Source organism: Halomicrobium sp. HArcel3 (genome assembly GCF_058933135.1).
Genome location: NZ_JBZYDN010000002.1, coordinates 75269 through 97907, shown reverse-complemented (window position 1 = coordinate 97907; position 22639 = coordinate 75269). Strand labels below are relative to the sequence as shown.

The following is a 22639-nucleotide window of genomic DNA, read 5'->3' as shown; positions in this document are numbered from 1 at the left end:
CCCCGACGGCTCCCGGTTACGCCGAACACGTTCGACTGTAGATGACTGGTTCGCACGAGACCTGGTGTCGATGCGAACAGCGCAGACGCTCTTACGCTTCTCCGGTGTCGTTCGGGACGACGGTGAAACCCAGGGTCCGGAAGTCGTCCCGGTCGAACGTGAACACGTGGTCGATGCCGTGGTCGTCGGCGAGGACCGCACTCGTGTGGTCGACGAACGAGATCTGCTGGTCGTCGTACTTCGCGAATCGCGTACAGGTGCGGTCGAACGGTTCGCCGGCGACGGGGAGGACGTTGAAGCTGTCGGCCTCGCGGATAGTGGTGAGCGCCTCCACAGCTGGACGGTGTCCGACCTTTCGGAGCATCAGCGTCGCGAGTTCGGAGAGGACGTAGCGGCTCGTGAAGAGAGGCCCATACGCGAAATTACCGGACTGGATGCCCTGGAAGACCGAACGGGCCCGCTCGTGCTCGCGGGCCCGTTCGTTGAATCTGGCAAAGAAGGCGGCCGTATCGATGAACAGCGGCGCTGGCTGACGGGACATCGAGGATCCCTATCCGTACAGGGTGTCGTCGATGTCCTCGGCGCTCATCGCTTCGCCGGCGTACGTCTCCGCGTCCCAGAAGTCGTCGTCCGCGTCGACGTGGTGGACGAGCGGCTGCCCCTCGGCGAGGCTCCAGGCCAGGGAGTTCCCGATCTTCTTGCTGGAGAGCTTCCCGTCGTCCTCGAGCGCGCGCAGTCGCTGGTCGGCGTTCTGGCGCGTTACGCCGACGACGTCGGCTATCTCCGCCGTCCCGGCCGGCTCGTGAGCAGCGACGGCCTCGAGATACTCGCGGTCACCGTGTTCTCGCCGGAAGTGACCGCGGTCGTCCCGGTCGTTGTCGCTCATTACAGTTCGATAGCACTGCCGAGAACTTAACGATTTGCTCTGTAGCAATCGGTCGCATCGTGGATACCGTGCCGCTAATCGCGCGAGGGATCTTTCGCCGTTCGATACCGGGGTGCGCCGAACACCTTCGTTGCACCGGCGGGGATGAGCAACGCATTTCTGTCAGTTGGGAGGAGTGATCGACATGGACCGGTCCCTCAAGTTCGTACTCGCGATCGCCTGCCTCGCCCTACTGGCGGGCGGCGCGGGTGCGTCGATCAACGATCTCCCGGGGTTCAGCGATGCGACCGGCCCGACCGAGATGCGGGTCACCGACCTCGAGCGTCTGGGGGCGGGCTGTGCGGGTAACGTCGCCGATTCCACGTGGAGTTCGATCGGCAACGGTTCGATAACAGAGATGGCGACGATCCGCTCCGAGCGGACGGACGCGGCCCTGTCAGCGCGGGTCGAGCGGACGTCGCCGTCCGGCGCTGACCTCAGCACGTTTCGAGTCCATATCGAGACCCACAGTACGGGTTCGAGGACCGAAAGCTGCCAGCCCGTTATCCAGTACAACCTCGAACTGTCGTTCGGCGGTGGCAGTCCCGAGGGATTCATACCCGACGACGACGGGATGCGCGTAGTAACGATCAAGAACGGTCGCTTCGCGGGCTGTGCCTACTCCGTCACAGGGGGGCTCGATCCCGGATGTCACCGCCTGCGCGAGGGCTCCGATGCCCGGACGTGGGCTAACGCGACCCGGGCCGCGTGAGCGAACATATTCGGCCGAATCGCCACGCGCGTGGCGACTGATCAACCGGATATGGGATTCCTCTCAGACTACCGGCACTCTGACGACGGCGAGCCCTTCGACCGCTACGACGAGTTCGTCCCCGACCACGTCCCCGAGGTGGGCCCGTTCCTCGCCGGCCACGACGTGCTGGAAGGTCGAGAACACGCCGCATTCCACCGTCTGGCCCACGATCGGTTCGAGGACCGGGGCGTCTACGACATGACCTTCGGCTACAACCTCGCGCGGCTGAACCTCGACCCGCGCCACCCCGACGCCGGCTTCCGCTATGCGCGCCAGAGTGGCGACCAGTCGGTCCTCCGCGCGGAGTTCACGCCGACCACCGAGTTCTGCCCGCAGAGCGACACGCTCTGTCTGGGCGCGTTCCGGGCCTGGAACGGCGAGCCCGGACGCCACGAGTACGACCTCGTCCGCGTCCGCGTGGCGCCGATGCACCACCAGGCCGTCGCCATCAACGGCAAGCTCACCCAGCTAGAGGAGGAGTTCCGCGAATCGGGCGAGTTGGCGGCGACGGGGGACCGCAACGGCGAGACCGACGCGCCCTCGACGACCGAGTCGTCCACCACCGACGTCCCGTTCTGAGTCGGTCGACCACCGACGTCCCGTTCTGACTGGGCCGAGGACCCGGACGCAGCCCACCTCGCCGCGAACATGTTCCGGGCAAATCTGACGGGGCATTCCTTTGAATCCCCCCAGTATCATGGCTCCCGCAGGGACGCTGGCGACGACGGCGGTGATGGCGGCGCTGTCCGTCGTCGTCGTCGCGATGGTGGCACGCGTCGAGGACTGGCACGACTACGTTCCGACCGGTGGCGGCGGCGCCGGACACGGCGACGAGGTCGGTCACGGCCACGCCGAGAAACCGTCCGGGATCGTGCGCTGGCTGACGACGGTCGACCACAAAGATATCGGGCTCATGTACGGCGTCTTCGCCGTCGTCGCGTTCGCCTGGGGCGGTATCGCCGTCGTGTTGATGCGCCTTGAACTGGTGACGCCGCCGAGCGACCTGCTCACGGCGAGCACGTACAACGCGCTGATGACGAGCCACGGCATCACGATGCTGTTCCTCTTCGGCACGCCCATCCTGGCGGCGTTCTCGAACTACCTGATCCCGCTGCTCATCGGCGCCGACGACATGGCATTCCCGCGGATCAACGCCATCGCGTTCTGGCTCTTGCCGATGGGTGCGATACTCATCTGGGCCGGGTTCTTCCTGCCGGGCGTCGACCCGGCCCAGACGTCCTGGACGATGTACACGCCGCTGTCTATCGAACAGCCGAGTCGGGCGATCGACCTCATGGTGCTTGGCCTGCACCTCACCGGCGTCTCGGCGACGCTGGGGTCGATCAACTTCATTACCACTATCTTCACCGAGCGCGGCGAGGGCGTCACGTGGGCGATGCTGGACATCTTCAGCTGGACGGTGCTCGTCCAGTCCGGCCAGATCCTCTTTTCGTTCCCGCTGCTGGGGAGCGCGCTCGTGATGCTCCTGCTCGACCGGAACGTCGGGACGACGTTCTTCACCGCCGACGGCGGCGGGCCGATCCTCTGGCAACACCTGTTCTGGTTCTTCGGCCACCCCGAGGTGTACATCCTCGTGCTCCCGCCGATGGGGCTGGTGAGCTACATCCTCCCGAAGTTCACCGGCCGCAAGCTGTTCGGCTTCCGCTTCGTCGTCTACTCGACGCTGGCCCTGGGCGTGCTGGCCTTCGGCGTCTGGGCCCACCACATGTTCGCGACGGGAATCGACCCCAGGCTCCGCGCCTCGTTCATGGCCGTCTCTATCGCCATCGCCATCCCGAGCGCGGTCAAGGTCTTCAACTGGATCGCGACGATGTGGAACGGCAGCCTGCGACTCACCGCGCCGTTCCTCTTCTGCGTCGGCTTCGTGTTCAACTTCATCATCGGCGGCGTCACCGGCGTGTTCGAGGCCTCGATCCCCGTCGACCTGCTGCTCCACGACACCTACCAGGTCGTCGCCCACTTCCACTACGTCATCATGGGAGCCATCGCCTTCGCCGTCTTCGCGGGCATCTACTACTGGTACCCACTCTACACCGGGCGCTGGTACCAGCGCACCCTGGCGAAGTGGCACTTCTGGCTGACGATGGTCGGCACCAACGTGACGTTCTTCCCGATGATCCTGCTGGGCTACGCCGGGATGCCGCGACGCTACGCGAGCTACGAAGTCACGGTCGGCCCCGTCGAACTGTTCGCCGGCCTCCACCAGGTCGCGACACTCGGCGTCGTCCTGCTGACATTCGGCCAGCTGATCTTCGTCTGGAACCTCGTCACCAGCTGGCTCGAAGGCCAGCGCGTCCAGAGCGACGACCCGTGGGACATCGGCGACCACCCGACCGCCGCCCGCGAGTGGGAGTGGTTCAAGCGACAGCGGAAGCTGGCAGTCGCCGACGGCGGCGAAGAGGCGGGCGAGTCGTAACGGCTCGACGTTGTCCCGATCGGTGCAGGGAGTTTAGTGAGTGATTGGGTGTATTCGAGACAGTGAAGAAGTAAGAGACGACAACACGTCGAAAGCCCTCGGCGCGCTGCGGTCCCGGGGCTTGCTGCGCTCCTCGCTTCGCTGCGGTGCTTACTGCGCCCGGGTTCCCGCACCGCACCTCGCCCTTTCAGTCCTCCAGGTTCAGCCTTGCTTGCGCGGCCTTCGGCACGCGCTCGTGTTTGAGACCACCACTCCTCCCCGGACCCGACGCGTCCGCGTCGGGTCACGCTTCCTGACCGTCCGGCACGGCCGGGAGGCCGTTTCGTCGGCCGATCAGGGGAAGGGCAGGGCTGCGGTGCTGTCCTGGAGGACTGAAAGGGCGAGGCGGGGTCGTGGCTCCTCGGCGACGTAAGCACCGCAGCGTCAGCGAGGAGCGCAACGAGCCGCGGAGCTACGAGCGCGCCGAGGGCTTTCTACGTCTGCCTGATCGTGAATTACCCACATAACACACACCGACGGAACGGGCAGGGCATCGGCGTACAGATCGGTCGGAGAGAACGTTACAGGGTCAGGCGCGAGTAACGAGAACGCGCCACTCGTCCTCGGCAACTCGCTCGCTCTCGTAGTCGAAGCCGCGCTGGGAGAGGACGCTGTACAGGGGCTCGGGCTCGAAGCTGTTGACCAGTTCCAGCGTCTCCCCTTCCGCCAGGTCAGACAGGGCCGACATGATGTGGGGGAACGGTTCGTCGTCGACGTCGCGCACGTCGAGGGTGGTGGTCGCGGACATACCAACTATTCGGGTCCGCGCTCGCGTATCGGTTGGCTCGAACACGTTCGGGCGCCGTGTCCCACCTCCGGGTACGCTCAAACCGGGCCGAGGCGTTCGCCGTAGGACTCCACCGACCGGCGGGCCCGTTCGACGTCGGACCGGCGGTGGTCGCCGACCTCCCGCTCCAGCGAGCGGAGCTTTTCGCAGACGCGACAGCACGCGCCCGGGTCGGTCACGTGTTCGTGTTCCATCGCCCACAGCAGGGCGGCCACTTCGTCGAGGCGCTCCTCCGCGCCCCGGTCCGGCGGCGTCTCCATCGCCTCGATGAGTCGTCGGTTCGCCGTGACGAGGGGTGAACAGCCCATGGATCGGGATACCACCTGCTCCGGCAAGACGACCTACCCACAGTACGATGGGCGTTGTCCCCCCACGGCATCACGCCCCTTCTAAACACCCCCAATCGGCGGGGAGGGCCCTGACGGAGACGGGGGTCGAACGTCCAGTCAGATGAACGTAGCCAGCGACGTCACGGAACTGGTCGGCGAGACGCCACTGTTGACACTCGACTCCTTCGCGCCCGGCCTCTACGGCAAGGTCGAGGCGACCAACCCCGGCGGGTCGGTGAAGGACCGCATCGCCGTCGCGATGCTCGAACGGGCCGAGGAGGAAGGGCACCTTGAACCGGGGACGACCATCGTCGAGCCGACCAGTGGCAACACCGGCGTCGGCCTCGCCGTCGCCGCGGCGGCGAAGGGGTACGACCTCGTCCTGACGATGCCCGAATCGATGAGCGAGGAGCGGCGGAAACTCCTCGGCGCACTCGGAGCCGACCTGGTTCTCACGCCCGCCGACGGCGGGATGAACGGCGCCATCGAGGAGGCCGAGGCCATCGCCGCCGAGCGCGAGCGCAGTTTCGTCCCCCAGCAGTTCACCAACCTCGCGAACCCGCGGATCCACCGGGAGACGACGGGCCCCGAGATATGGGCGGCGACTGACGGCGACGTCGACACCGTCGTCGCCGGCGTCGGCACCGGCGGCACCATCACCGGCGTCTCGGAGTACCTCAAGGAGGAACGGGAGGCCGACGTCCGGTCGGTCGCCGTCGAACCGGCCGAGTCGGCGGTGCTCTCCGGCGAGGACGCCGGCAGCCACTCCATCCAGGGCATCGGCGCCGGCTTCGTCCCCGAGATCCTCCGGACCGAACTGCTGGACGAGGTCCACACCGTCGAACACGACGACGCGGTGGAGACCGCGCGTCGCCTCGCTGCCGAGGAGGGCCTGCTCGCCGGCGTCTCGTCGGGGGCCGGCCTCGCGGTCGCCGAGCGGGTCGCCGCCGACGCGCCCGAGGATACCGTCGTGGTGATCCTCCCCGACACCGGCGAGCGGTACCTCTCGACGGGCCTGTTCGCCTAAGAGAGCGACAGTCCGGGCCGACCGACTCGTGACCCGAACACGTTCGCCAGAGGGCCTTTTGGTAGTGGGTTACGTAGCTACGCGTATGGCACTCGCCGTCGAGTTCGCGGTCGGTTCCCCGGGGTCGTGTCCCGTCGCACAGGCCTCCGAAGGCGCGGACGAGCGCGTCGACGGCGTCAGTCGCGCGTCGCTCCGGGGCGACGGCGCCGTCACCGAGGAGTTCCGGCTCCCGGCAGACGCCCCGGTCGACGGGGTCGAGAGCGACCTCGATCCGGTCGCGACCAGCGGCACCGAGACGCTCTATCGCTTCGAGCGGGACCCCGTGGACGACTGCGTCTGCGAGGCGATCGAACGGATCGCCGGGCCCGCGTCCGGGGTCCGCGCCGAGGACGGCACGCTCGTCGTGACGGCCCACGTCCCCGACCTCGAGACGGTCCGGACCGTCGTCGGCCGGCTCAGGGAGTCGTTCGACGGCGTCAGCGTCCGGCGGCTGACGAACCTGGAAGCGGACGACCGCGACGCCGACCCGCTGGACGACGACGGCCTCACCGACAGACAGCGCGAGGTGGTGCAGACGGCCTACGACATGGGTTACTTCGAGTACCCGAAAGGGGCCAACGCTGGCGAGGTCGCCGACGCGCTCGACATCTCCCGGTCGACGTTCGCCGAACACCTCGCGGCGGCCACGGGCAAACTGTTCGGAGCGGTGCTGGCTGCCGACTACGGCGAGGCGGTCACGCGGACGCCACCGGCTCCTCGGTGAGCTGTCGCTCGACGAACTCCTTGACGATGGTCTCTTCGGCGCGGTGGAGCGTGTCGCTACAGGATGACTTGGCGATGCCCACCGCCTCGGCCAGTTCGGTCAACGAACAGCCCCGCGGCGTGTCGTAGTACCCTTCCGCGACGGCGGCCCGGACGATCTCGCGCTGACGGTCCGTCAGCACCTGATCGCTCGCGGTGTACTGGTGGACGTAGTCGACGGTGAACTGGATGCCGAACTCCTCCAGTTGCTCGCCCAGCTCGGAGAGGCGTTCGTTGGGCGCCGTCACCTCCCAGCACGCCTCGCCGTCCAGGATGTCGAACGGCATCTGGAGCGGGATGCCCGACCCGCGCGCCGGGAACAGGAGCAGGGGATTGGTCGTCTCGAACTGGACGAGCGCCTCGCCGTCGCGGTGCTGGAGCGTCTCGACGTTCGTCAGCTCCTCCTCGTCGACCATCTCGGCCACCACGGTAGCGGCGGCCGGTCCCGTGATCTCGGCCAGTCCGACGCCGCTGAGTTCGTCGGGGATAGCCGCCAGCACGCGGACCCGCGTGTCGGGGTTGTGGCGGGTGATGTCGCCGATCCAGATGCCCTCGGGGATCGTGAGCCGCAGTTTCGCCTCTGGCATATTCGAACATCTTCGCCCCTCGTCCCCATCAGTGTTGCCGAACATGTTCGGGACAGGTGCATTGCTTCTGGTCCCACAAGCTTCGACTGTGGAGGCCGAGTACCCCCTGCCATGCAATCAGTCACAGTGACGCGAGAGATAGAGCGCGACCCCGAGGAGGTCCGTGCGGCGATGGGCGACGTCGGGGCGTTCATGCGCGCTGGGAAGTTCGACGACGTGACGATCGACGGCGACACCGTCACCATCGCCAACAGCGTCGGCCTGGCGACCATCGAACTGGTCCTGGACCTGTTCGAGGAAGCGGACACGGTGCTGGCCTACGAGCAGCGCGACGGCATCTTCGAGGAGATGGTCACGCGCTACTACCTCGAGGAGACGGCCGACGGCGTCGAGGTCAGCGCCACCACCGACTTCGCGCTGCAGGCCCGCCTCATCGGGCCGCTGCTGGACGCGACCGTCATCAAGCGCCAGCGCCGCGTCGAACTGACCAACCAGTTCGACTGGCTCGAATCGGGCCCGGCGTAGGCGAACATGTTCGTCCTGGGTGCCTTCTCCGCCCGGCGCCACCGATCAGGTATGACCGCCGTCCCCCACGACGACGTCGAACCGGTCACCGACCACGTCCACGACAACTCCTGGTCGGCGAACCTGGAGAAGCCCCACCACGGCGAAGACCGTGCGCTCGTGCTGGCCCACGCCGCGGACGCCGTCGAGCACACCGCGCCGGGCAACCACGTCAACCTCGTCACCCACGGCGACCACGGCCACCCCGAGGAGTATCTCTTCCCCCACCTCGACGAGCAGTTCGGCGACGACGTCGACTACGAGTACGTCGAACAGTGCGGCTGCGGCGGCCACGTTACAAGGGCCCACGTACAGTAACGGGACGCATGGAGCGAGCGGAACGATGAGCGCGGCGAGGGCCGAGTCATGAGCGCGATTACGAGGGACCCATGACCGCGGCCACGACGTCGCGGTGGGCGCGCCTGTTCGTCGCGTTCGGCGCGCTGTCGTTCGTCGCCTGGCAACTGGCGACGCTGGCCGGCCTCCCCCGCCGCGCCGGCGTCGCACTCGGTCTCTACGGCTTCGTCTTCCACGTCCTCTTCGGCAAGGCCTACTCGCTGGTCCCCTCGTACTTCGACCGACAGCTGGCGATTCCACGAGCACCGGCCGTCCACCTGCCGCTGACGGCGGTCGGGACGCTCTGCCTGGCGCTGGCCGCCGCCACCGTGCCTGGCGTTCCGTCCCTCGTCGGCACCGCTGGAGCCGCGCTGTGGACCGGTGGCGTCGCCGTCTTCCTCGCCGCGCTCGGGTGGACCGTCCGCGACAACCCCACGGGCGCCGAGACGGCGACGGGCGGCGCGAACGAGCACCGCCGACCGGTCGACCGCTGGGCGAACCTGTTCGTTCCCGTCGCGCTGGCCTATCTGGCCGTCGGCACGTACGGCACGCTCGCGCTGTGGACGCCGTTACCCCCGCTGGTCGACGGATTCTCCCCACGAGTCACCCATCTCCTGGCCGCCGGGACGGCCACGCTGATGGTGCTCGCTGTCGGCTTCAGACTGCTGCCGCGCTTTCTCGTCGCGTCGCCGCCGCGCCCACTCGTCGCCGTCGTCCTCCCGGCGGGCGCCGTCGCACCAGCGATTCTCGCGACGACGTTGTACGGGGGGATCTGGTTCCGGGTCGGCGCGGCCCTGGAGGGAATAGCGGTGGGCGGGTTCGCCATCGCGTACCTGTGGCTCTTCCGGCGAAGCGACAGGGACCGCGTCGGGTTCTACGGCGTGCTGGCGGGCGCTATCGCCGGCCTCGCCGGCGTCGCGCTCGGAGTCGTGTTCGCGTTCGACGGGGTCAGCGCGCCGCTGATCGAGGCCCACTACCGGCTCAACGTGGCGGGCTTCCTCGGCCTGACTATCGTCGGCGTCTCCTACCAGTTCTACCCGCCCGCGGTCGGGTCGCTGCCGGGCGTCGGCGACCGGACGGCGTTCGCCTCCATCGGGGCCGTCGCGGGCGGACTCGCGCTGGAAGCCGCCGGCCTGGTTGCCAGCGAGCCGCTCGCGACGACAGCGGGACGGACCGCGGTGCTCCTGGGTACGCTCTGCTACGCCTGGGTCGTCCTTGCGCTGTTCTGGGAACGACACTGGCACGACCAGGTTCGCGGTGAGCGGACGGCGTGAAATCGGGCTGCGTTCGCGCACCGGGGGTTCGCCACTCCCTCCCACCCAATCGATTCCCCTTTAATCCCGGCGTGGATCCCTTCTCGTATGGACCGATACGTCACCGAGACGGGGGACCGGCGATGAGTTCTCCGGACCGTTTCGGAGAGGTCGACGACCAGTACGACCCCGAGGCCGTCGAGGAACGGGTTTTCGAGTACTGGGACGACGTCGACGCCTACGAGCGAACCGTCGAGCACCGGGCCGACGGCGAGGACTTCTTCTTCGTCGACGGGCCACCGTACACCTCCGGGTCGGCCCACATGGGCCACGCCTGGAACAAGAGTCTCAAGGACGTCTTCATCCGCTACAAGCGGATGCAGGGGTTCGACGTCACCGACCGCCCCGGCTACGACATGCACGGCCTCCCCATCGAGACGAAGGTGGAGGAAGAGATGGACTTCGCGAACAAGAAGGACATCGAGGCCTACGGCGTCGAGAACTTCATCGACGCCTGCCGGGAGTTCGCCGAGGGGAGCCTCGACAGTCTGCAGTCCGACTTCGTCGACTTCGGCGTCTGGATGGACTGGGACGACCCGTACAAGACGATCAATCCGGAGTACATGGAGGCTGCCTGGTGGGGGTTCGCGCAGGCCCACGAGCGCGACCTCGTCGAGCAGGGGATGCGCTCCATCACGCAGTGCCCGCGCTGTGAGACCGCCATCGCCAACAACGAGGTCGAGTACGAGGACGTCGAGGACCCGTCTATCTACGTCAAGTTCCCCTTGAAAGGTCGCGAGGGGTTCCTCGTCATCTGGACGACGACGCCGTGGACCATCCCCGCGAACACCTTCGTCGCCGTGGACGCCGACCTCGACTACGTCGGCGTGGACGTGGAGATGGACGGGCAGACGGAACGGCTCTACGTCGCCGAGGAGTGCGCCGAGGACGTCGTGCGCGAGGGCGGCCACGACGACTACGAGGTCGTCGAGGAACTGACCGGCGAGGAGATGGTCGGCTGGGAGTACGACCATCCGCTGCGCGAAGAAGTGCCCGACGCACCGGGCGGCGGCTCGAACGACTTCGAGGGCGCGCTGCAGGTGTACGACGCCGACTACGTCGAGGCCGACCGGACCGGCCTCGTCCACTCCGCGCCGGGCCACGGTGAGGAGGACTTCGAGCGCGGCCGCGAACTCGGTCTGGACATCTTCTGTCCCGTCGGCGGCGACGGCGTCTACACCGACGAGGCGGGTATCTACGCCGGCGAGTACGTCAAGGACGTCGACGACGGCATCATCACGGACCTGCAGTCCAAGGGGCTAATGCTCTCGGCCGGCACGACCTCCCACAGCTACGGCCACTGCTGGCGCTGCGACACCGGTATCATCCAGATCGTCACCGACCAGTGGTTCATCACGATCACCGACGTCAAGGAGGACCTGCTGGACAACATCGGAGACTCGGAGTGGTACCCCGAGTGGGCCCGGGAGAACCGCTTCCGGGACTTCGTCGAGGACGCGCCGGACTGGAACGTCTCCCGGCAGCGCTACTGGGGCATCCCCATCCCCATCTGGCTGCCCACAGAGGACGAGGACGGCGGCCCGGTCGCGTGGAGCGGCGACATGGACGAGGCCGTCGTCGTCGCCGACCGCGACGAACTCGCCCAGCGCGTCGACCAGGACGTCGACCCCGACGACGTCGATCTCCACAAGGACACCGTCGACGACCTGACCATCACCGAGGACGGGACGACCTACGAGCGCGTCCCGGACGTCTTCGACGTCTGGCTGGACTCCTCGGTCGCGACGTGGGGGACCGTCAACTACCCCTCCGAGACCGAGGCCTTCGAGGAGCTGTGGCCCGCCGACCTCATCCTCGAGGCCCACGACCAGACCCGCGGCTGGTTCTGGTCGCAACTCGGGATGGGCACCGCCGCCGTCGGCGAGAGCCCGTACAAGCGCGTCCTCATGCACGGCCACGCGCTCATGCCCGACGGCCGCGCGATGTCGAAGTCCAAGGACATCCGCGTCGACCCCGGCGAGGTCATCGACGACTACGGCGCCGACCCGATGCGGGCGTTCCTGCTGAGCCTCACCGCCCGTGGCGAGGACATGCAGTTCTCCTACGACGAGACCCAGGAGATGCAACGGCGGCTCAACATCCTCTGGAACGTCTTCCGCTTCCCGCTGCCGTACATGCGGATGGACGGGTTCGACCCGGACGCCGTCTCCGTCGACGACGTCGACCTCTCTATCGAGGACCGGTGGGTGCTCTCCCGCCTCCAGACCGTCGAGGCCGAGGCCACCGAGGCGATGGAGGAGTACCGCCAGGACCTGGCCATCGACGAAGTGCTGGAGTTCGTCGTCGAGGACGTCTCCCGCTACTACGTCCAGCTCGTCCGCGAGCGCATGTGGGAGGAGGAGGACAGCGAGTCCAAGCGGGCCGCATACGCCACCCTCTACCGGGTCCTCCGCGACGTCGTCGCGCTGTTGGCGCCCTTCACTCCCTTCGTCGCCGAGGAGATTTACGGCCACCTCACCGGCGACGGCGGGCACCCCTCCGTCCACATGTGCGACTGGCCCGAGGCCGACGAGCGCCTCCGCGACGACGACCTCGAAACACGCGTCGAGGCGGTCCGCGCCGTCGAGGAAGCCGGCTCCAACGCCCGCCAGCAGGCCGAACGCAAGCTCCGCTGGCCGGTTACGCGCGTCGTCGTCGACACCGACTCGCTGCCGGTCGCCGACGCCATCGCGGCCCACGAGGACCTCGTCGCCGACCGGCTCAACGCCCGCTCGGTCGAGGTTCTCGGCCCGGACGAGTCCTGGGGCGAACTCGCCTACTCCGCCGAGGCGGACATGTCCGTCCTCGGGCCCGCGTTCGGCGACGACGCCGGCCGGGTCATGCAGGCGCTCAACGACGCCCGCGTCGACGGCCCGGACCTCGAGGCGCTGGAGAGCGCTGTCAACGAGACGCTCGACGACGAGGTCGAAATCACCGACGAGATGGTCACCTTCCGCCGCCAGACGCCCGACGCCGTCTCCGGGACGGAGTTCGAGGCCCTGGACGGCTCGGGCGTCGTCTACGTCGACACCACACTCACCGAGGACATCGAGAGCGAGGGGTACGCCCGCGAGGTCGTCCGCCGCGTCCAGGAGATGCGCAAGGACATGGAACTCGACATCGAGGAGCGCATCACGCTCGACCTATCCGTCGGCGACGAGCGCGTCGATGGTCTGGTGCGAGAGCACGAGGACCTGATCAAAGAGGAGGTCCGCGCCGACGAGATAGACGGCGTCGAGGACGGTCACCGCAAGACCTGGGACGTGGAAGGCGTGGAGATGACCATCGCGATTGCGCCCGTAGCGTCGGCGGAAGCGTCGGACTAGTACGGCGCCGAACGCAGTGAGGCGCCGCGTTTTTGGCCCAGATTTTTCGAGGAGAGGTTCCCGCAGCGAGCCGAAGGCTCGCGAGGAAACCCGACGAAGAAAAAGGTGGTTTCGCAGACGGCGACCGATTCGAAAGGCGTTTTTAGTCCTGTACTGACCAGACAGTCAGTGACCGATACGAAGCGACAACTACGGGCGTTGTTTTTCACCCGCTTCGCCAACGCCTACGGGCTGGTGACGCTGCTGACACTGCTATCCACTTACATCGAATTACTGGGGGCGACGGGGCTGGTCGCCGGGATGTTCGTGACCGGGCTGACGCTGGCTCAGGCCGTCGCGGTCATCCCGGTCGCGTACCTCGGGGACCGCTTCGACAAGCGGTTCATCCTGCTCGTCGGACTGGGGCTGGCGACCGCTGCCTACGCCGCGTTCCCGTTCATCGGGACGTCCCTGGGATTCATTCTGGTCAGAGGGCTCCAGGGCGTCGCCGCGACGACGGCGGGGTTACTCGCACTCGCGCTGGTCGGCGAACTCGCGCGAGACGACGGCCGTGGGAACACCATCGGCGTGTCTAACGCCTGGCGCTTCGCGGCCTCTATCGGCGGAGCGATGTCCGCCGGCGTGCTGTACGACGCCTTCGGCTTCGGCGCGGTGTTCGGCGTGCTGATGGTCATCACCGCCGGCGCGTTCGCGGCGGTGTGGCGCTGGGTCGAGCCCGACGAGACCACCGTCGAGGGCTTTGCCTTCTCCGACATGGCGCTCAATCGCCGCATCCTCACGATCACGAGTTTTCGCGCCCAGTACGCCGTCGCCGTGACCCTCGTCCGGACCTGGGTCCCCATTTTCGCCGGCGTGTCGGTCGCACGCGGCGGCCTCGGGTTCACCGCCGAGGGGAACGCCGCGGCGGCCGGTGCGACGGCCGTGGCGGTGATCGTCTCGGCCGAGAAATTCACCAACATGCTCAGCCAGCCCTACATGGGCGGCCTCTCGGACAGGTTCGGCCGCGCGCGGTTCGTCTTCCTCGGCGGGCTATTCTACGGGGCCGTCGCTATCGTCGTCCCGTTCACGCCCGCGATCGGCACTGCGCTCGGGCTGCCGGCCGTCTTCCCCTTCTTCGGTGACCTCTCGCCGGCATTCATTCCGCTGCTGGTCGTCACGGGGCTCCTCGGCGTCGCCGACTCCATCCGCGAACCGGCGAGCATGGCCCTGTTCGCCGACGAGGGCACCGGTTCGGGCGTCGCAGCCAGTTTCGGCGTCCGTGACCTCGTCTGGCGGCCCGGTTCGATTCTCGCACCGCTTGCCGGCGGCTGGCTCATGACCAACGCCGGCATGGAATGGGTGTTCTACCTCGGCGCGGCCGCGGCCTTCACCGGCGTGTTCGCGTTCCTCGGAATCCTCTCCTACGACCACGGCCGCGCCGGGCTAACGAAGTGGTAGCAGTCTGGCCACCGGTCACGCCGATTCGGCGGACGTCTCGCTCGCCCCTCCCCGGACGCGCTCGCGACCGCCGCGGTAGGCGTACCAGTACGCGATGGCGTACGCGACGCCGAATATGAGTACGCCGCCCTCGTCCGACCCCGCCAGTCCGACGGGAGCGAGAAGCGCAGTCACCAGCACGACGGCCGGAAACAGGGCAATAGTCGCCGCGAGAACGAAGCTCCCGAGGTCGCCGATGTCGTGACCGCGCTGGCGATACACCGCGCCGGCGACCGCCGACAGGAGGACGAGGACCACCCACTCGACGGAGCCCGGAGGTTCGGCGAACCGCGTCGTCACGCCCAGCACCGGCACCAGGACGAACAGGAAGCCGATAGCGGCGAGGACGTCGTCCACCGACGCCCAGAACCAGTCCCGGTTGTACATACGGCTTCTCCACTTCCCGGTGAAATAAACCCGGCGGGGTGCCGGCCGCCGCCACGGCGTTCACTCACGTCGCCGCCTTCCTCGGCATCCTCACTTACCACCACGGCCGGGCCGGACTGGCGAAGTGGTGACCGGCTGCAGTCGCTTGACGGCGAGCCACTCCCGCTACAGCCCCAGCGCGTCGCGAACCCGGTCGGCGAGTCTCTCGTCGTTCCGCCAGCGCATCTCGTAGGTGCGGTCACGGCCGACGCTCACGTACCCGACGTCGGTCTCCGGGTCCTCGCGGTGGGCGGCGACGGCGTGGACGAGGTTCACGCGCGCCTCCAGTTCGAACTGGCCGATCCCGCGAGAGCCCGTCTCGGGGTCCTCGGCCACCCAGCGTGGCTCGTCGACGGCGCCGTCCGGGAACAGGTCGCCGGGGTCCTCGAGCACCTCCGCCCGGTCGACGATCTCCTGTTCGTCCATCGGTACCATCTAGCGAAAGACGGGCAATATGGCTGTCGCCCGGTTACAGCGTGCCCCGGAGTCACCACGCAGGAGAGGGTTACAGTTCGTCGGCCACCGCGGGCGCCGCGCTCACAGCGCTCACCGCCCGTTCGATGGTGTCGGTACCGTAGACGCGTTCGACGCCGGCGCTCTGGAGTTTCGTCAGCGCGTTGGTCGCCAGCATCGGGTGGACGCAGGAGACGAACACCCGACCGGCGCCGCGGTCGTTCAGCACCGCGACGGCCTCGCTCATCGTCGACCCCGTCGCGATGATGTCGTCGGTGAGCACGACGTCCCGCTCGGCCACGTCGGCGTCGCTCGGCGTGATTTCGACGTCGCCGGTGTCGTAGTCCCGGTCCTTCTCGAAGTAGTCCGTCTCGCCGTCGCCGTACGAGTCCCGCACCGTCTGGGCGATGTCGACGGCGCCCTCGTCGGGCGAGAGGAAGAGCGGGTCCGCCAAATCGCCGGGGAGCGGCTCGGCCAGCCGTCCGGCGGCGTCGACCGGTTCCGCGGGGACGTCGAAAAAGTCGCACACCGCTTCCTCGTGAGGATTGACCGTGAGCACCCGGTCGGTGCCGGTGGAGATAGCCCGCGCCACCGCCCGGGAGGAGACCGGCTGGCCGGCCTTGAACGCCTCGTCCTGACGGGCGTAGCCCATGTACGGCAGGACCGTGACCACCTCGTCGGCGCCCGCCTCGCGCGCCGCATCCTGTAGCTGGAGGAGTTCGACGTGGGCATCGGTGGAGACGGTCGAGGCGACGACCACCGCGCGCCCCGACACCTCGCCCGGCACGCTCGCCATCACCTCGCCGTCGGGGAACCGCTCGTACTCGGCGCGACCGAGGGGCTCGCCGGTCGCGTCGGCCAGCGCCGCCGCGAACGCCTGCGTCGCTGACCCGGGAATAATCATGTGTCGAGGCTTGCCCGCTGCCCTAAACCGCTTTTCGATTCTGGGAGGTGCTGGACTGGGACGGTCAGTGTGGGTCGTGGTCGTTGACTCTGGTCTGTGAGTTGAACGGATATCTCTCGGTCGAGTTGGTGAAACGAACAGCGATGACAGGAACCAGAAAGCCCTCGGCACGCTCGCCTCGCGCGGCTTGCTGCGCTCCTCGCTACCGCTGTCGTTCGAAAGACGCTTCGCGTCTTTCGTGATGACGAGAGAGCTTCGCTCTCTCGAACCACGGTGCTTGCGTCGCCGTGCGTCGGCCAGCGTGCCTCGCCCTTTCAGTCCTCCAGGCACGGCACCGCAGCCCTGCCCTTCCCCTGGTCGCGAGGCCCTCGCCGTCGCTCGGGCACTCGCTCCCGGCCGACCGCTGCGGTTGCGGAAGGAAGCGTGTCGCGCCGGGAGGGTGGCGCGTAGCGCCACCTCAATGCGAACGGCGCAGCCGTGAGCAAGGCGCGACCGGGGAGGGTTGGTGGTTCTAACCGCGAGCGCCTCCGTGGCGCGAGCGACGGCTGTCCCTGGTGTCCTGGCGAGCGAAGCGAGCCAGGGCTCAGGAGAGCTTGCTCTCCTGGTGGACTGAAAGGGCGAGGTGCGGTCGACGAAGTCCGAACCCGTAAGCACGCGAGGAACGAGCGCGCGCAACGGGTTCGCACGAGTCGAGCGCGCCGAGGGCTTTCGAGGTGGTATCGTCCGTTGCTGTTACTGCAGTAATCCGAATCGTTACAGACACACCCTGGACAGAACAGACGCTATCGAGAACGCGGACCGGCACGGAGTCACGGAATCGCGACACCGACCACGTCGTCCAGACCCAACGAGCGGGTGCGCCACCCGGGCGAGCCGTCCTTGGCCGTCACGGGGTCGAGCAGGACCCGGCCGTCGTCGGTGACGGCGAAGGTACCGCGGTCGTAGGCCACGCCGACCACGGTTCCGGCGGGGGCGTCGGCGTCGCGCCATGCGCCGTCGACGCGTTCGAAGAGGGTCCCGTCGACGACGGCGTGGGCGTGCTCGCCGTCGCTGGCGACGACCGAAGCCTGCCCCTCCAGCACGCAATTCCAGTCACCGTTGGCGTCGTCAGCGGCGTCGCCGACGGCGTAGAGCCCAGAATCAGTCGCGACGATCGGTCCGGCAGCAGCGACGTCGCGAACACCGTCCAGGCCGACGCGTGAGAGGTCCCAGCCGTCCGCACGCTCGACCTGATAGACCCCCTCTGCCGCGGCGAGCAGGTCGCCGTCCATCGCACGCACGTCGTCGGCCCGGCCGACCGTCTCCCACGCGCCGTCGGCCAGTCGGGCGACGCGGCCGTCGGGACCAGCCGCCAGCAAGTCGCCACCGACGCCGACCGCGACCGCCGGCCCGAATCCCGTCGACTCGAACCCGGCTTCGCTGCCCACGAGCACGTCCTCGTCCGTGGCGACGAGCAACTGGCCGCCGGCACCGGCGACGTCGCGAGCGACGCACTGGTGGTCGAGGCCGAACCGGCCGATCTGGTCGTCCGAGGCGTCGAAGTGGGCGAGCCCGACGCCGCTGGCTACGTAGGCCCGCGTCGCCTCTCGGCGGGCCTCGTACACTCGCTTTTCCGACAGGGAGATGTCGTCGTCCGGCATACTCGAGCGTTGACTCGCCCCGCTCGAAAGCGTACCGCCTGACGTGTTCGCTCGCGAGAGCGTCAGGACGACCGAAGGCGCTCCAGTTCACGCTCGACGTCGTCCGACCCCGAGCCGTCGAGTTCGGACTCCAGTCGCTGTTCGAGCTGTGATTCGCTGAGCTGGCCGTCGACGTACTGCTCGGTCAGTCGGTCGACCCGGTCGGCGTCGTCGCTCCCGGTGACGGTCGAACGGGACGACTCGCTGCTCGTCCCTCGCCACCAGAGGAGCCCTTTCACGAGGGCGTAGGTGAGGCCCGCGACGGCGAGCATCGCGACGATGGCGACGAGGATGCTCGCGGCGATGCCGACGACGGTGCCGACGATGGAGACGGCCGCGCTGACCAGGACGAACGCCCCGACCGCGAGCGCGGCGTACTTGAGGAGCTTCCAGGGGACCATATCGGCGCTACCGACGCCGGCATAAAATAGGTTTGGCGCCGCGGTGAGCGGCGGGCGAAAGCGAGACGTCGAAACCGACGAGTGAGGCGCCGTCCGTCGGTCAAACGGCGGTTTCACTCACCGGGCGTTTGATGCATGGTACCGTACCTTTACCAGGTAGACCAGACCGATGCTTCACGCCAGAGGAAATCGGCAGCGGATCGGCCTCGTGCTCGTAGCGGCGCTCGTCGTCCTCGCCGGCTGTGCGGGGATGGGCGGCGGCGGAGACGCGGCCAGCGCACCGCAGGCGGGCGGTGACGGTGGCAGCGCGGAACTGGACGCGAGCTACGACGGCGGTGGCGGTGGTGGAGTCGGGAGCTACTACACCGACGACGGCGACCGCGTCGTCGTCAGGGAGTCGGACGTGTCCCTTCGCGTCGACAACTTCAGCCGCGCCTTCCACCGACTGCGGGCCATCGCCGCGGACAACGACGGCTACGTCGGCGACCGCTCGCAGGACAGCCAGGGCGAGTGGGACCGCGGGACGGTGACGGTCCGCGTCCCGCCGGCAAACTTCGCAGGCGCGCGGGACGCCGTCGCGTCGCTGGGACGCGTCGAGCGCGAGGACGTCCACGTGAAGGACTTCACGAGCGAGTATGACGACCGCGAGCAACGCATCCGGCAGCTCGAAGCGGAAGAACGCGAACTCGAACGGCTCCTGAACGAGACCGACGACGTCGACGAGGCCGAACGGGTCCGCGAGGATCTCCGCCAGGTCCGCAGCGACGTCCGGAACCTGCGCAGCCAGCAACAGTCCCTCCAGCAGCGCGAGTCGATGTCGACCATCCGCGTCGACCTGCACGAACCCGAGAGCGAGAAACCGCCCAAGAACTACGAGTCGGCCTTCGGCTTCACCGACGCGTTCCTCGAAGCGTTCTACGGCGGCCTGACGGCCCTGAAGTACGTCATCGTCTTCTTCGGCTACGTCATCCCGATCGGACTCGCGCTGATCCCGCTCGGCGCCTTCGGCGTGGGCATCGTGGCCGGCTGGCGACGGTCCATCGGGTTCGTCCGGCGGCTGTTCGCGAGGAGTGGCGGCGGACCGTCCGACGTGAGCGGTGGGCACGGGACCGTCGGAGAACGAGCGGCGGCGGACGACGGGCGTGGTGCTGACGAGAGTAGCGACGGTGAGGGTGGCGATGGCGGCCAGGACTAACGGCCTATAGCGCTTCCTTGTACGCTTCCAGAGTCTCCTCGACGTCTTCCAGGGTGTGGGCGTAGGTGACGAACTGGGCCTCGAACTGGTTCTGCGCGAGGAAGACGCCCTGGTCCTTCATCTTCGGCCAGAAGACGCGACGCCAGCGGTCTGTCTCACCTGCCTTGACGTCCGCGGCGTTCTTCGGACAGTGGTCGAATCGCGGGCAGTCGGTCCGCTGGCGACAGCCGGCTTCACAGTGGCCGTCGAACGTCTCCGGCGCCGTCCTGGAGAAGAGGACCTTGAAGATTCCGTCGGTGCCTGCGACAGTGTACTCGGGTGCCTGGTCGGCGACGATGTCGGTGAGCCCCTCGCGGATCCGGTCGCCGAGGTCGTTGATGTGGTCGTGCACGTCGTTCTCGGCGGCGTAGCGGAGCGATTCGAGGCCGGCGGCCATGGTCACCGGGTGACCGGAGAAGGTCCCGGCCTGGAAGACGTCGCCGGCGGGCGTGAACTGTTCGACGAGTTCGGCCCGTCCACCGATGGCACCGACCGGGAACCCGCCGCCGATGAGCTTGCCGAACGTGGTCAGGTCGGGTTCGATCCCGAACTTCCCCTGTGCACACTGGAGGCCGCCGACGCGGAAGCCCGTGATGACTTCGTCGAAGACGAGCAGTGAACCGTAGTCGTCGCACAGGCCGCGGAGCGTCTCGTGATACCCCTCGACGGGGTGGACGATACCGTAGTTCGCGAGAATCGGCTCCGTCAGGACGGCCGCGATGTCGTCGCCGTGTTCCTCGAACAGTTTCTGAGCCGCCTCCTTGTCGTTGAACGGCAGCGTGAGCGTTTGCTCGGCGAACGCCTGCGGGATGCCCGGGCTCGACGGGTGGACGGCGTCGCCGGCCCCCTCGACCAGCGTCGACTCCTGAGCGCCGTGGTAGCCGCCCTGCATGACGACGATCTTGTCCCGGCCAGTCGCGGCACGGGCGAGCCGACAGGCGGAGACGGTCGCCTCGGTTCCGGAGTTGACGAAGCGGATCATCTCGACGCTCGGGACGTGTCGCGTGACGAACTCGGCGTGTTCGACCTCGACCTCGGTCGGCGTCCCGTACATCGGCCCCTCGCTCGCGTGGGACTGGATGGCGGCCTCGACCGGCTGCGGGAGGTCGTGACCGTACAGCAGCGGCCCGAGCCCCATCACCCAGTCGACGTACCGGTTCCCGTCGGCGTCGATGACGTGGCCGCCGTCCCCGCGCTCGACGAAGAAGGGGTACGGCTCGATGGCGGCCCGGACCGCCGAGTTGACGCCGCCCGGCATGACCGACAGGGCGCGGTCGTACAGGTCGCGCGACTGCTCGTGGTTCATGCGCAGAGCTTCGACCCACCGCAGAAAGAAGCTGTTGGAACCGCGCCGTCCGGTTTCTCGAAGACGGACTGGCGGCGAGAGACGAGCACCGCTTCGTCCAGCTATTTTCGCACCAGACCCAACTGTTTTCCCCGCAGCGGTGGTAGTCGTTCCCATCCAACGCTCTCGGCGCTCGAATCCAATGAACACCCAGTTTCCCCGCGAACGGCGGGCCGAGTCCGCGACTATCGGCCCGTGCGATTCCGGTTCGGCCGGAGTGACCCGCCGTGCTCGTTGACGAATTCGACCGCGAGGTGTCGGGCGTCCGGGTGTCGCTGACCGACCGGTGTAACTTCGACTGCGTCTACTGTCACAACGAGGGGCTGGGCGACACCCGCGGCCCGATGGCGCCCCGGGACCACGAGATGACGGCCGACGACGTCGTGCGGTTCATCGAAGTCGCTCGCGAGTTCGACGTCGACGCCGTGAAGTTCACCGGCGGCGAGCCGATGCTGCGCGAGGATCTGGTGGAGATTATCCACCGAGTCCCCGACGGGATGGAGGTCTCGATGACGACCAACGGCACGTTCCTGCCCGGCAGCGCGCCCGAACTCGTCGAAGCGGGCCTCGAACGCGTCAACGTCTCACTGGACGCGCTGGACCCCGAGCAGTTCGCCGCGGTGACCCAGTCGGGCGCCTTCGACCGCGTGCTGGAGGGCGTGGAAGCGGCGCTCGACGCCGGGCTCGACCCCGTCAAACTGAACATGGTGTTACTGCGGGAGACCGCCGCACAGGTCCCTGAGATGGTCGACTTCGTCGCCGACCGGCCGGGACTGCGCCTCCAGTTGCTCCAGTACATGCCCGAACTGACCGGCAATCCCGAGTGGGCCGTCGACGTCGCCGACGTCCACGAGTGGCTCGCCGAGCGGGCCGACCGCGTGGAGACCCGCGAGATGCACGGTCGCCGCCGCTACTGGATCGGTGGTGCTGACGATACCGTGGGGGAACCGGACGACGAGACGGCCGGAATGGTCGAGGTCGTCGACCCCGTCGGCAACGAGGACTTTTGCGCGAACTGCCACCGCGTCCGGGTCACCCACGACGGGAAGCTCAAGGGCTGTCTCAACCGCACCGACGACCTGCGCTCGATGGGCGAGATGTCGAAAGGCGAGATCCGCGAGACGTTCCGCGAGACCGTCGCGAACCGCGTCCCCTACTACGGCGAGTACATGGTCGAGGAAGACGGCGAGTGGGTCGTCGACGAGGAGTACCTCGACGCCGTCCCGGAGCCCTCGGACTGAGTGAGCCGGTCTCGAAACGAGAGTGAGACGCAGCAGCAGGGCCAACTCCGAATCGACTCGACGTATTGGAGAATTGCCTAAAATGACAAGTACTCGGAACGGAGTCACTGGGCTGCTACTGATATCCCTACCTTCGCGTGATTACGTAAGCACCTAAACCCGCTCCAATTAGCAATCCACCGATCATCAATACAAAAGTAAAAACAAAATCTACTCCGATATTGAGTCCGATCCAGCCCCCGACGAAAGAGCCGA

General features: G+C 67.7%; 23 protein-coding genes. 12 read left to right on the top strand and 11 right to left on the bottom strand.

Annotation, left to right across the window (positions count from 1 at the left end; genetic code table 11):
- Positions 1-91: 91 nt before the first annotated feature.
- Together AC5FRV_RS06280 and AC5FRV_RS06275 are read right to left on the bottom strand one after the other, a co-directional pair.
- On the bottom strand, positions 92-541 hold the full coding sequence (locus AC5FRV_RS06280) for a type II toxin-antitoxin system VapC family toxin (protein WP_493560249.1): 450 nt from the start codon (positions 539-541) through the stop codon (positions 92-94).
- Positions 542-550: 9 nt separating this feature from the next.
- Positions 551-886, bottom strand: a complete 336-nt coding sequence (locus AC5FRV_RS06275) for a winged helix-turn-helix domain-containing protein (RefSeq protein WP_493560248.1) — start codon at positions 884-886, stop codon at positions 551-553.
- Between the two features lie 184 nt (positions 887-1070).
- Here AC5FRV_RS06275 and AC5FRV_RS06270 point away from each other — a divergent pair, with 184 nt between their 5' ends.
- From AC5FRV_RS06270 to AC5FRV_RS06260, 3 genes are all read left to right on the top strand, one after another.
- Positions 1071-1637 carry a hypothetical protein gene (locus tag AC5FRV_RS06270; protein WP_493560247.1) on the top strand — a complete coding sequence of 189 codons (567 nt, stop codon included), beginning with the start codon at positions 1071-1073 and terminating at the stop codon, positions 1635-1637.
- 51 nt (positions 1638-1688) lie between these two features.
- A complete protein-coding gene (locus tag AC5FRV_RS06265) occupies positions 1689-2258 on the top strand; it encodes a DUF7998 family protein (RefSeq protein ID WP_493560246.1) in 570 nt (189 codons plus the stop codon).
- Positions 2259-2376: 118 nt separating this feature from the next.
- Positions 2377-4116 carry a cbb3-type cytochrome c oxidase subunit I gene (locus AC5FRV_RS06260; RefSeq protein ID WP_493560245.1) on the top strand — a complete coding sequence of 580 codons (1740 nt, stop codon included), beginning with the start codon at positions 2377-2379 and terminating at the stop codon, positions 4114-4116.
- 568 nt (positions 4117-4684) lie between these two features.
- Here AC5FRV_RS06260 and AC5FRV_RS06255 read toward each other — a convergent pair.
- Positions 4685-4903: a DUF2249 domain-containing protein gene (locus AC5FRV_RS06255; protein WP_493560244.1), complete on the bottom strand. Its 219-nt coding sequence runs from the start codon at positions 4901-4903 to the stop codon at positions 4685-4687.
- A gap of 77 nt (positions 4904-4980) precedes the next feature.
- The gene (locus tag AC5FRV_RS06250) at positions 4981-5250 is read right to left on the bottom strand and encodes a DUF7553 family protein (protein WP_493560243.1); all 270 of its coding nucleotides are present in this window, start codon (positions 5248-5250) and stop codon (positions 4981-4983) included.
- Between the two features lie 142 nt (positions 5251-5392).
- On the opposite strand from AC5FRV_RS06250, the gene cysK reads away from it, so the two are divergent.
- Entirely contained in the window at positions 5393-6298 is a 906-nt protein-coding gene (gene cysK / locus AC5FRV_RS06245; RefSeq protein WP_493560242.1) for a cysteine synthase A, read from the top strand.
- Positions 6299-6383: 85 nt separating this feature from the next.
- Complete coding sequence (locus tag AC5FRV_RS06240; RefSeq protein ID WP_493560241.1) at positions 6384-7061, top strand: helix-turn-helix domain-containing protein; 678 nt, start codon at positions 6384-6386, stop codon at positions 7059-7061.
- Here AC5FRV_RS06240 and AC5FRV_RS06235 read toward each other — a convergent pair.
- Entirely contained in the window at positions 7033-7686 is a 654-nt protein-coding gene (locus AC5FRV_RS06235) for a helix-turn-helix domain-containing protein (RefSeq protein ID WP_493560240.1), read from the bottom strand. The genes AC5FRV_RS06240 and AC5FRV_RS06235 overlap by 29 nt on opposite strands.
- A 111-nt stretch (positions 7687-7797) precedes the next feature.
- Here AC5FRV_RS06235 and AC5FRV_RS06230 point away from each other — a divergent pair, with 111 nt between their 5' ends.
- The 5 genes from AC5FRV_RS06230 to AC5FRV_RS06210 all read left to right on the top strand — a co-directional run bounded on the left by AC5FRV_RS06230 (position 7798) and on the right by AC5FRV_RS06210 (position 14662).
- Positions 7798-8211 (top strand): SRPBCC family protein, encoded by a 414-nt coding sequence (locus tag AC5FRV_RS06230; RefSeq protein WP_493560239.1) that lies wholly within the window; start codon positions 7798-7800, stop codon positions 8209-8211.
- Between the two features lie 51 nt (positions 8212-8262).
- On the top strand, positions 8263-8568 hold the full coding sequence (locus AC5FRV_RS06225; protein WP_493560867.1) for a CGCGG family putative rSAM-modified RiPP protein: 306 nt from the start codon (positions 8263-8265) through the stop codon (positions 8566-8568).
- Positions 8569-8639: 71 nt separating this feature from the next.
- A complete protein-coding gene (locus AC5FRV_RS06220; protein WP_493560238.1) occupies positions 8640-9860 on the top strand; it encodes a hypothetical protein in 1221 nt (406 codons plus the stop codon).
- Positions 9861-9982: 122 nt separating this feature from the next.
- Complete coding sequence (gene ileS, locus AC5FRV_RS06215) at positions 9983-13225, top strand: isoleucine--tRNA ligase (RefSeq protein WP_493560237.1); 3243 nt, start codon at positions 9983-9985, stop codon at positions 13223-13225.
- A 168-nt stretch (positions 13226-13393) separates the two neighbouring features.
- Positions 13394-14662, top strand: coding sequence for an MFS transporter (locus AC5FRV_RS06210; protein WP_493560236.1), 1269 nt, complete (start codon positions 13394-13396; stop codon positions 14660-14662).
- Between the two features lie 15 nt (positions 14663-14677).
- Here the strand turns inward: AC5FRV_RS06210 and AC5FRV_RS06205 are convergent, their stop codons facing one another.
- The 5 genes from AC5FRV_RS06205 to AC5FRV_RS06185 form a co-directional block, all read right to left on the bottom strand.
- Complete coding sequence (locus tag AC5FRV_RS06205; RefSeq protein WP_493560235.1) at positions 14678-15088, bottom strand: hypothetical protein; 411 nt, start codon at positions 15086-15088, stop codon at positions 14678-14680.
- 165 nt (positions 15089-15253) lie between these two features.
- Positions 15254-15553 (bottom strand): hypothetical protein, encoded by a 300-nt coding sequence (locus AC5FRV_RS06200; protein WP_493560234.1) that lies wholly within the window; start codon positions 15551-15553, stop codon positions 15254-15256.
- Positions 15554-15632: 79 nt separating this feature from the next.
- Complete coding sequence (locus tag AC5FRV_RS06195) at positions 15633-16484, bottom strand: ribose-phosphate diphosphokinase (protein ID WP_493560233.1); 852 nt, start codon at positions 16482-16484, stop codon at positions 15633-15635.
- Positions 16485-17293: 809 nt separating this feature from the next.
- Entirely contained in the window at positions 17294-18124 is an 831-nt protein-coding gene (locus AC5FRV_RS06190; RefSeq protein ID WP_493560232.1) for an HVO_0234 family beta-propeller protein, read from the bottom strand.
- Between the two features lie 62 nt (positions 18125-18186).
- Positions 18187-18564, bottom strand: coding sequence for a hypothetical protein (locus AC5FRV_RS06185; protein WP_493560231.1), 378 nt, complete (start codon positions 18562-18564; stop codon positions 18187-18189).
- Positions 18565-18733: 169 nt separating this feature from the next.
- Between AC5FRV_RS06185 and AC5FRV_RS06180 the strand changes: the two genes are divergently transcribed.
- Positions 18734-19759, top strand: coding sequence for a DUF4349 domain-containing protein (locus tag AC5FRV_RS06180; RefSeq protein ID WP_493560230.1), 1026 nt, complete (start codon positions 18734-18736; stop codon positions 19757-19759).
- 4 nt (positions 19760-19763) lie between these two features.
- Here the strand turns inward: AC5FRV_RS06180 and hemL are convergent, their stop codons facing one another.
- Positions 19764-21104, bottom strand: a complete 1341-nt coding sequence (hemL, locus tag AC5FRV_RS06175; protein ID WP_493560229.1) for a glutamate-1-semialdehyde 2,1-aminomutase — start codon at positions 21102-21104, stop codon at positions 19764-19766.
- A 266-nt stretch (positions 21105-21370) separates the two neighbouring features.
- On the opposite strand from hemL, the gene moaA reads away from it, so the two are divergent.
- Positions 21371-22384: a GTP 3',8-cyclase MoaA gene (moaA, locus tag AC5FRV_RS06170; protein WP_493560228.1), complete on the top strand. Its 1014-nt coding sequence runs from the start codon at positions 21371-21373 to the stop codon at positions 22382-22384.
- The last annotated feature ends 255 nt before the right edge of the window (positions 22385-22639 follow it).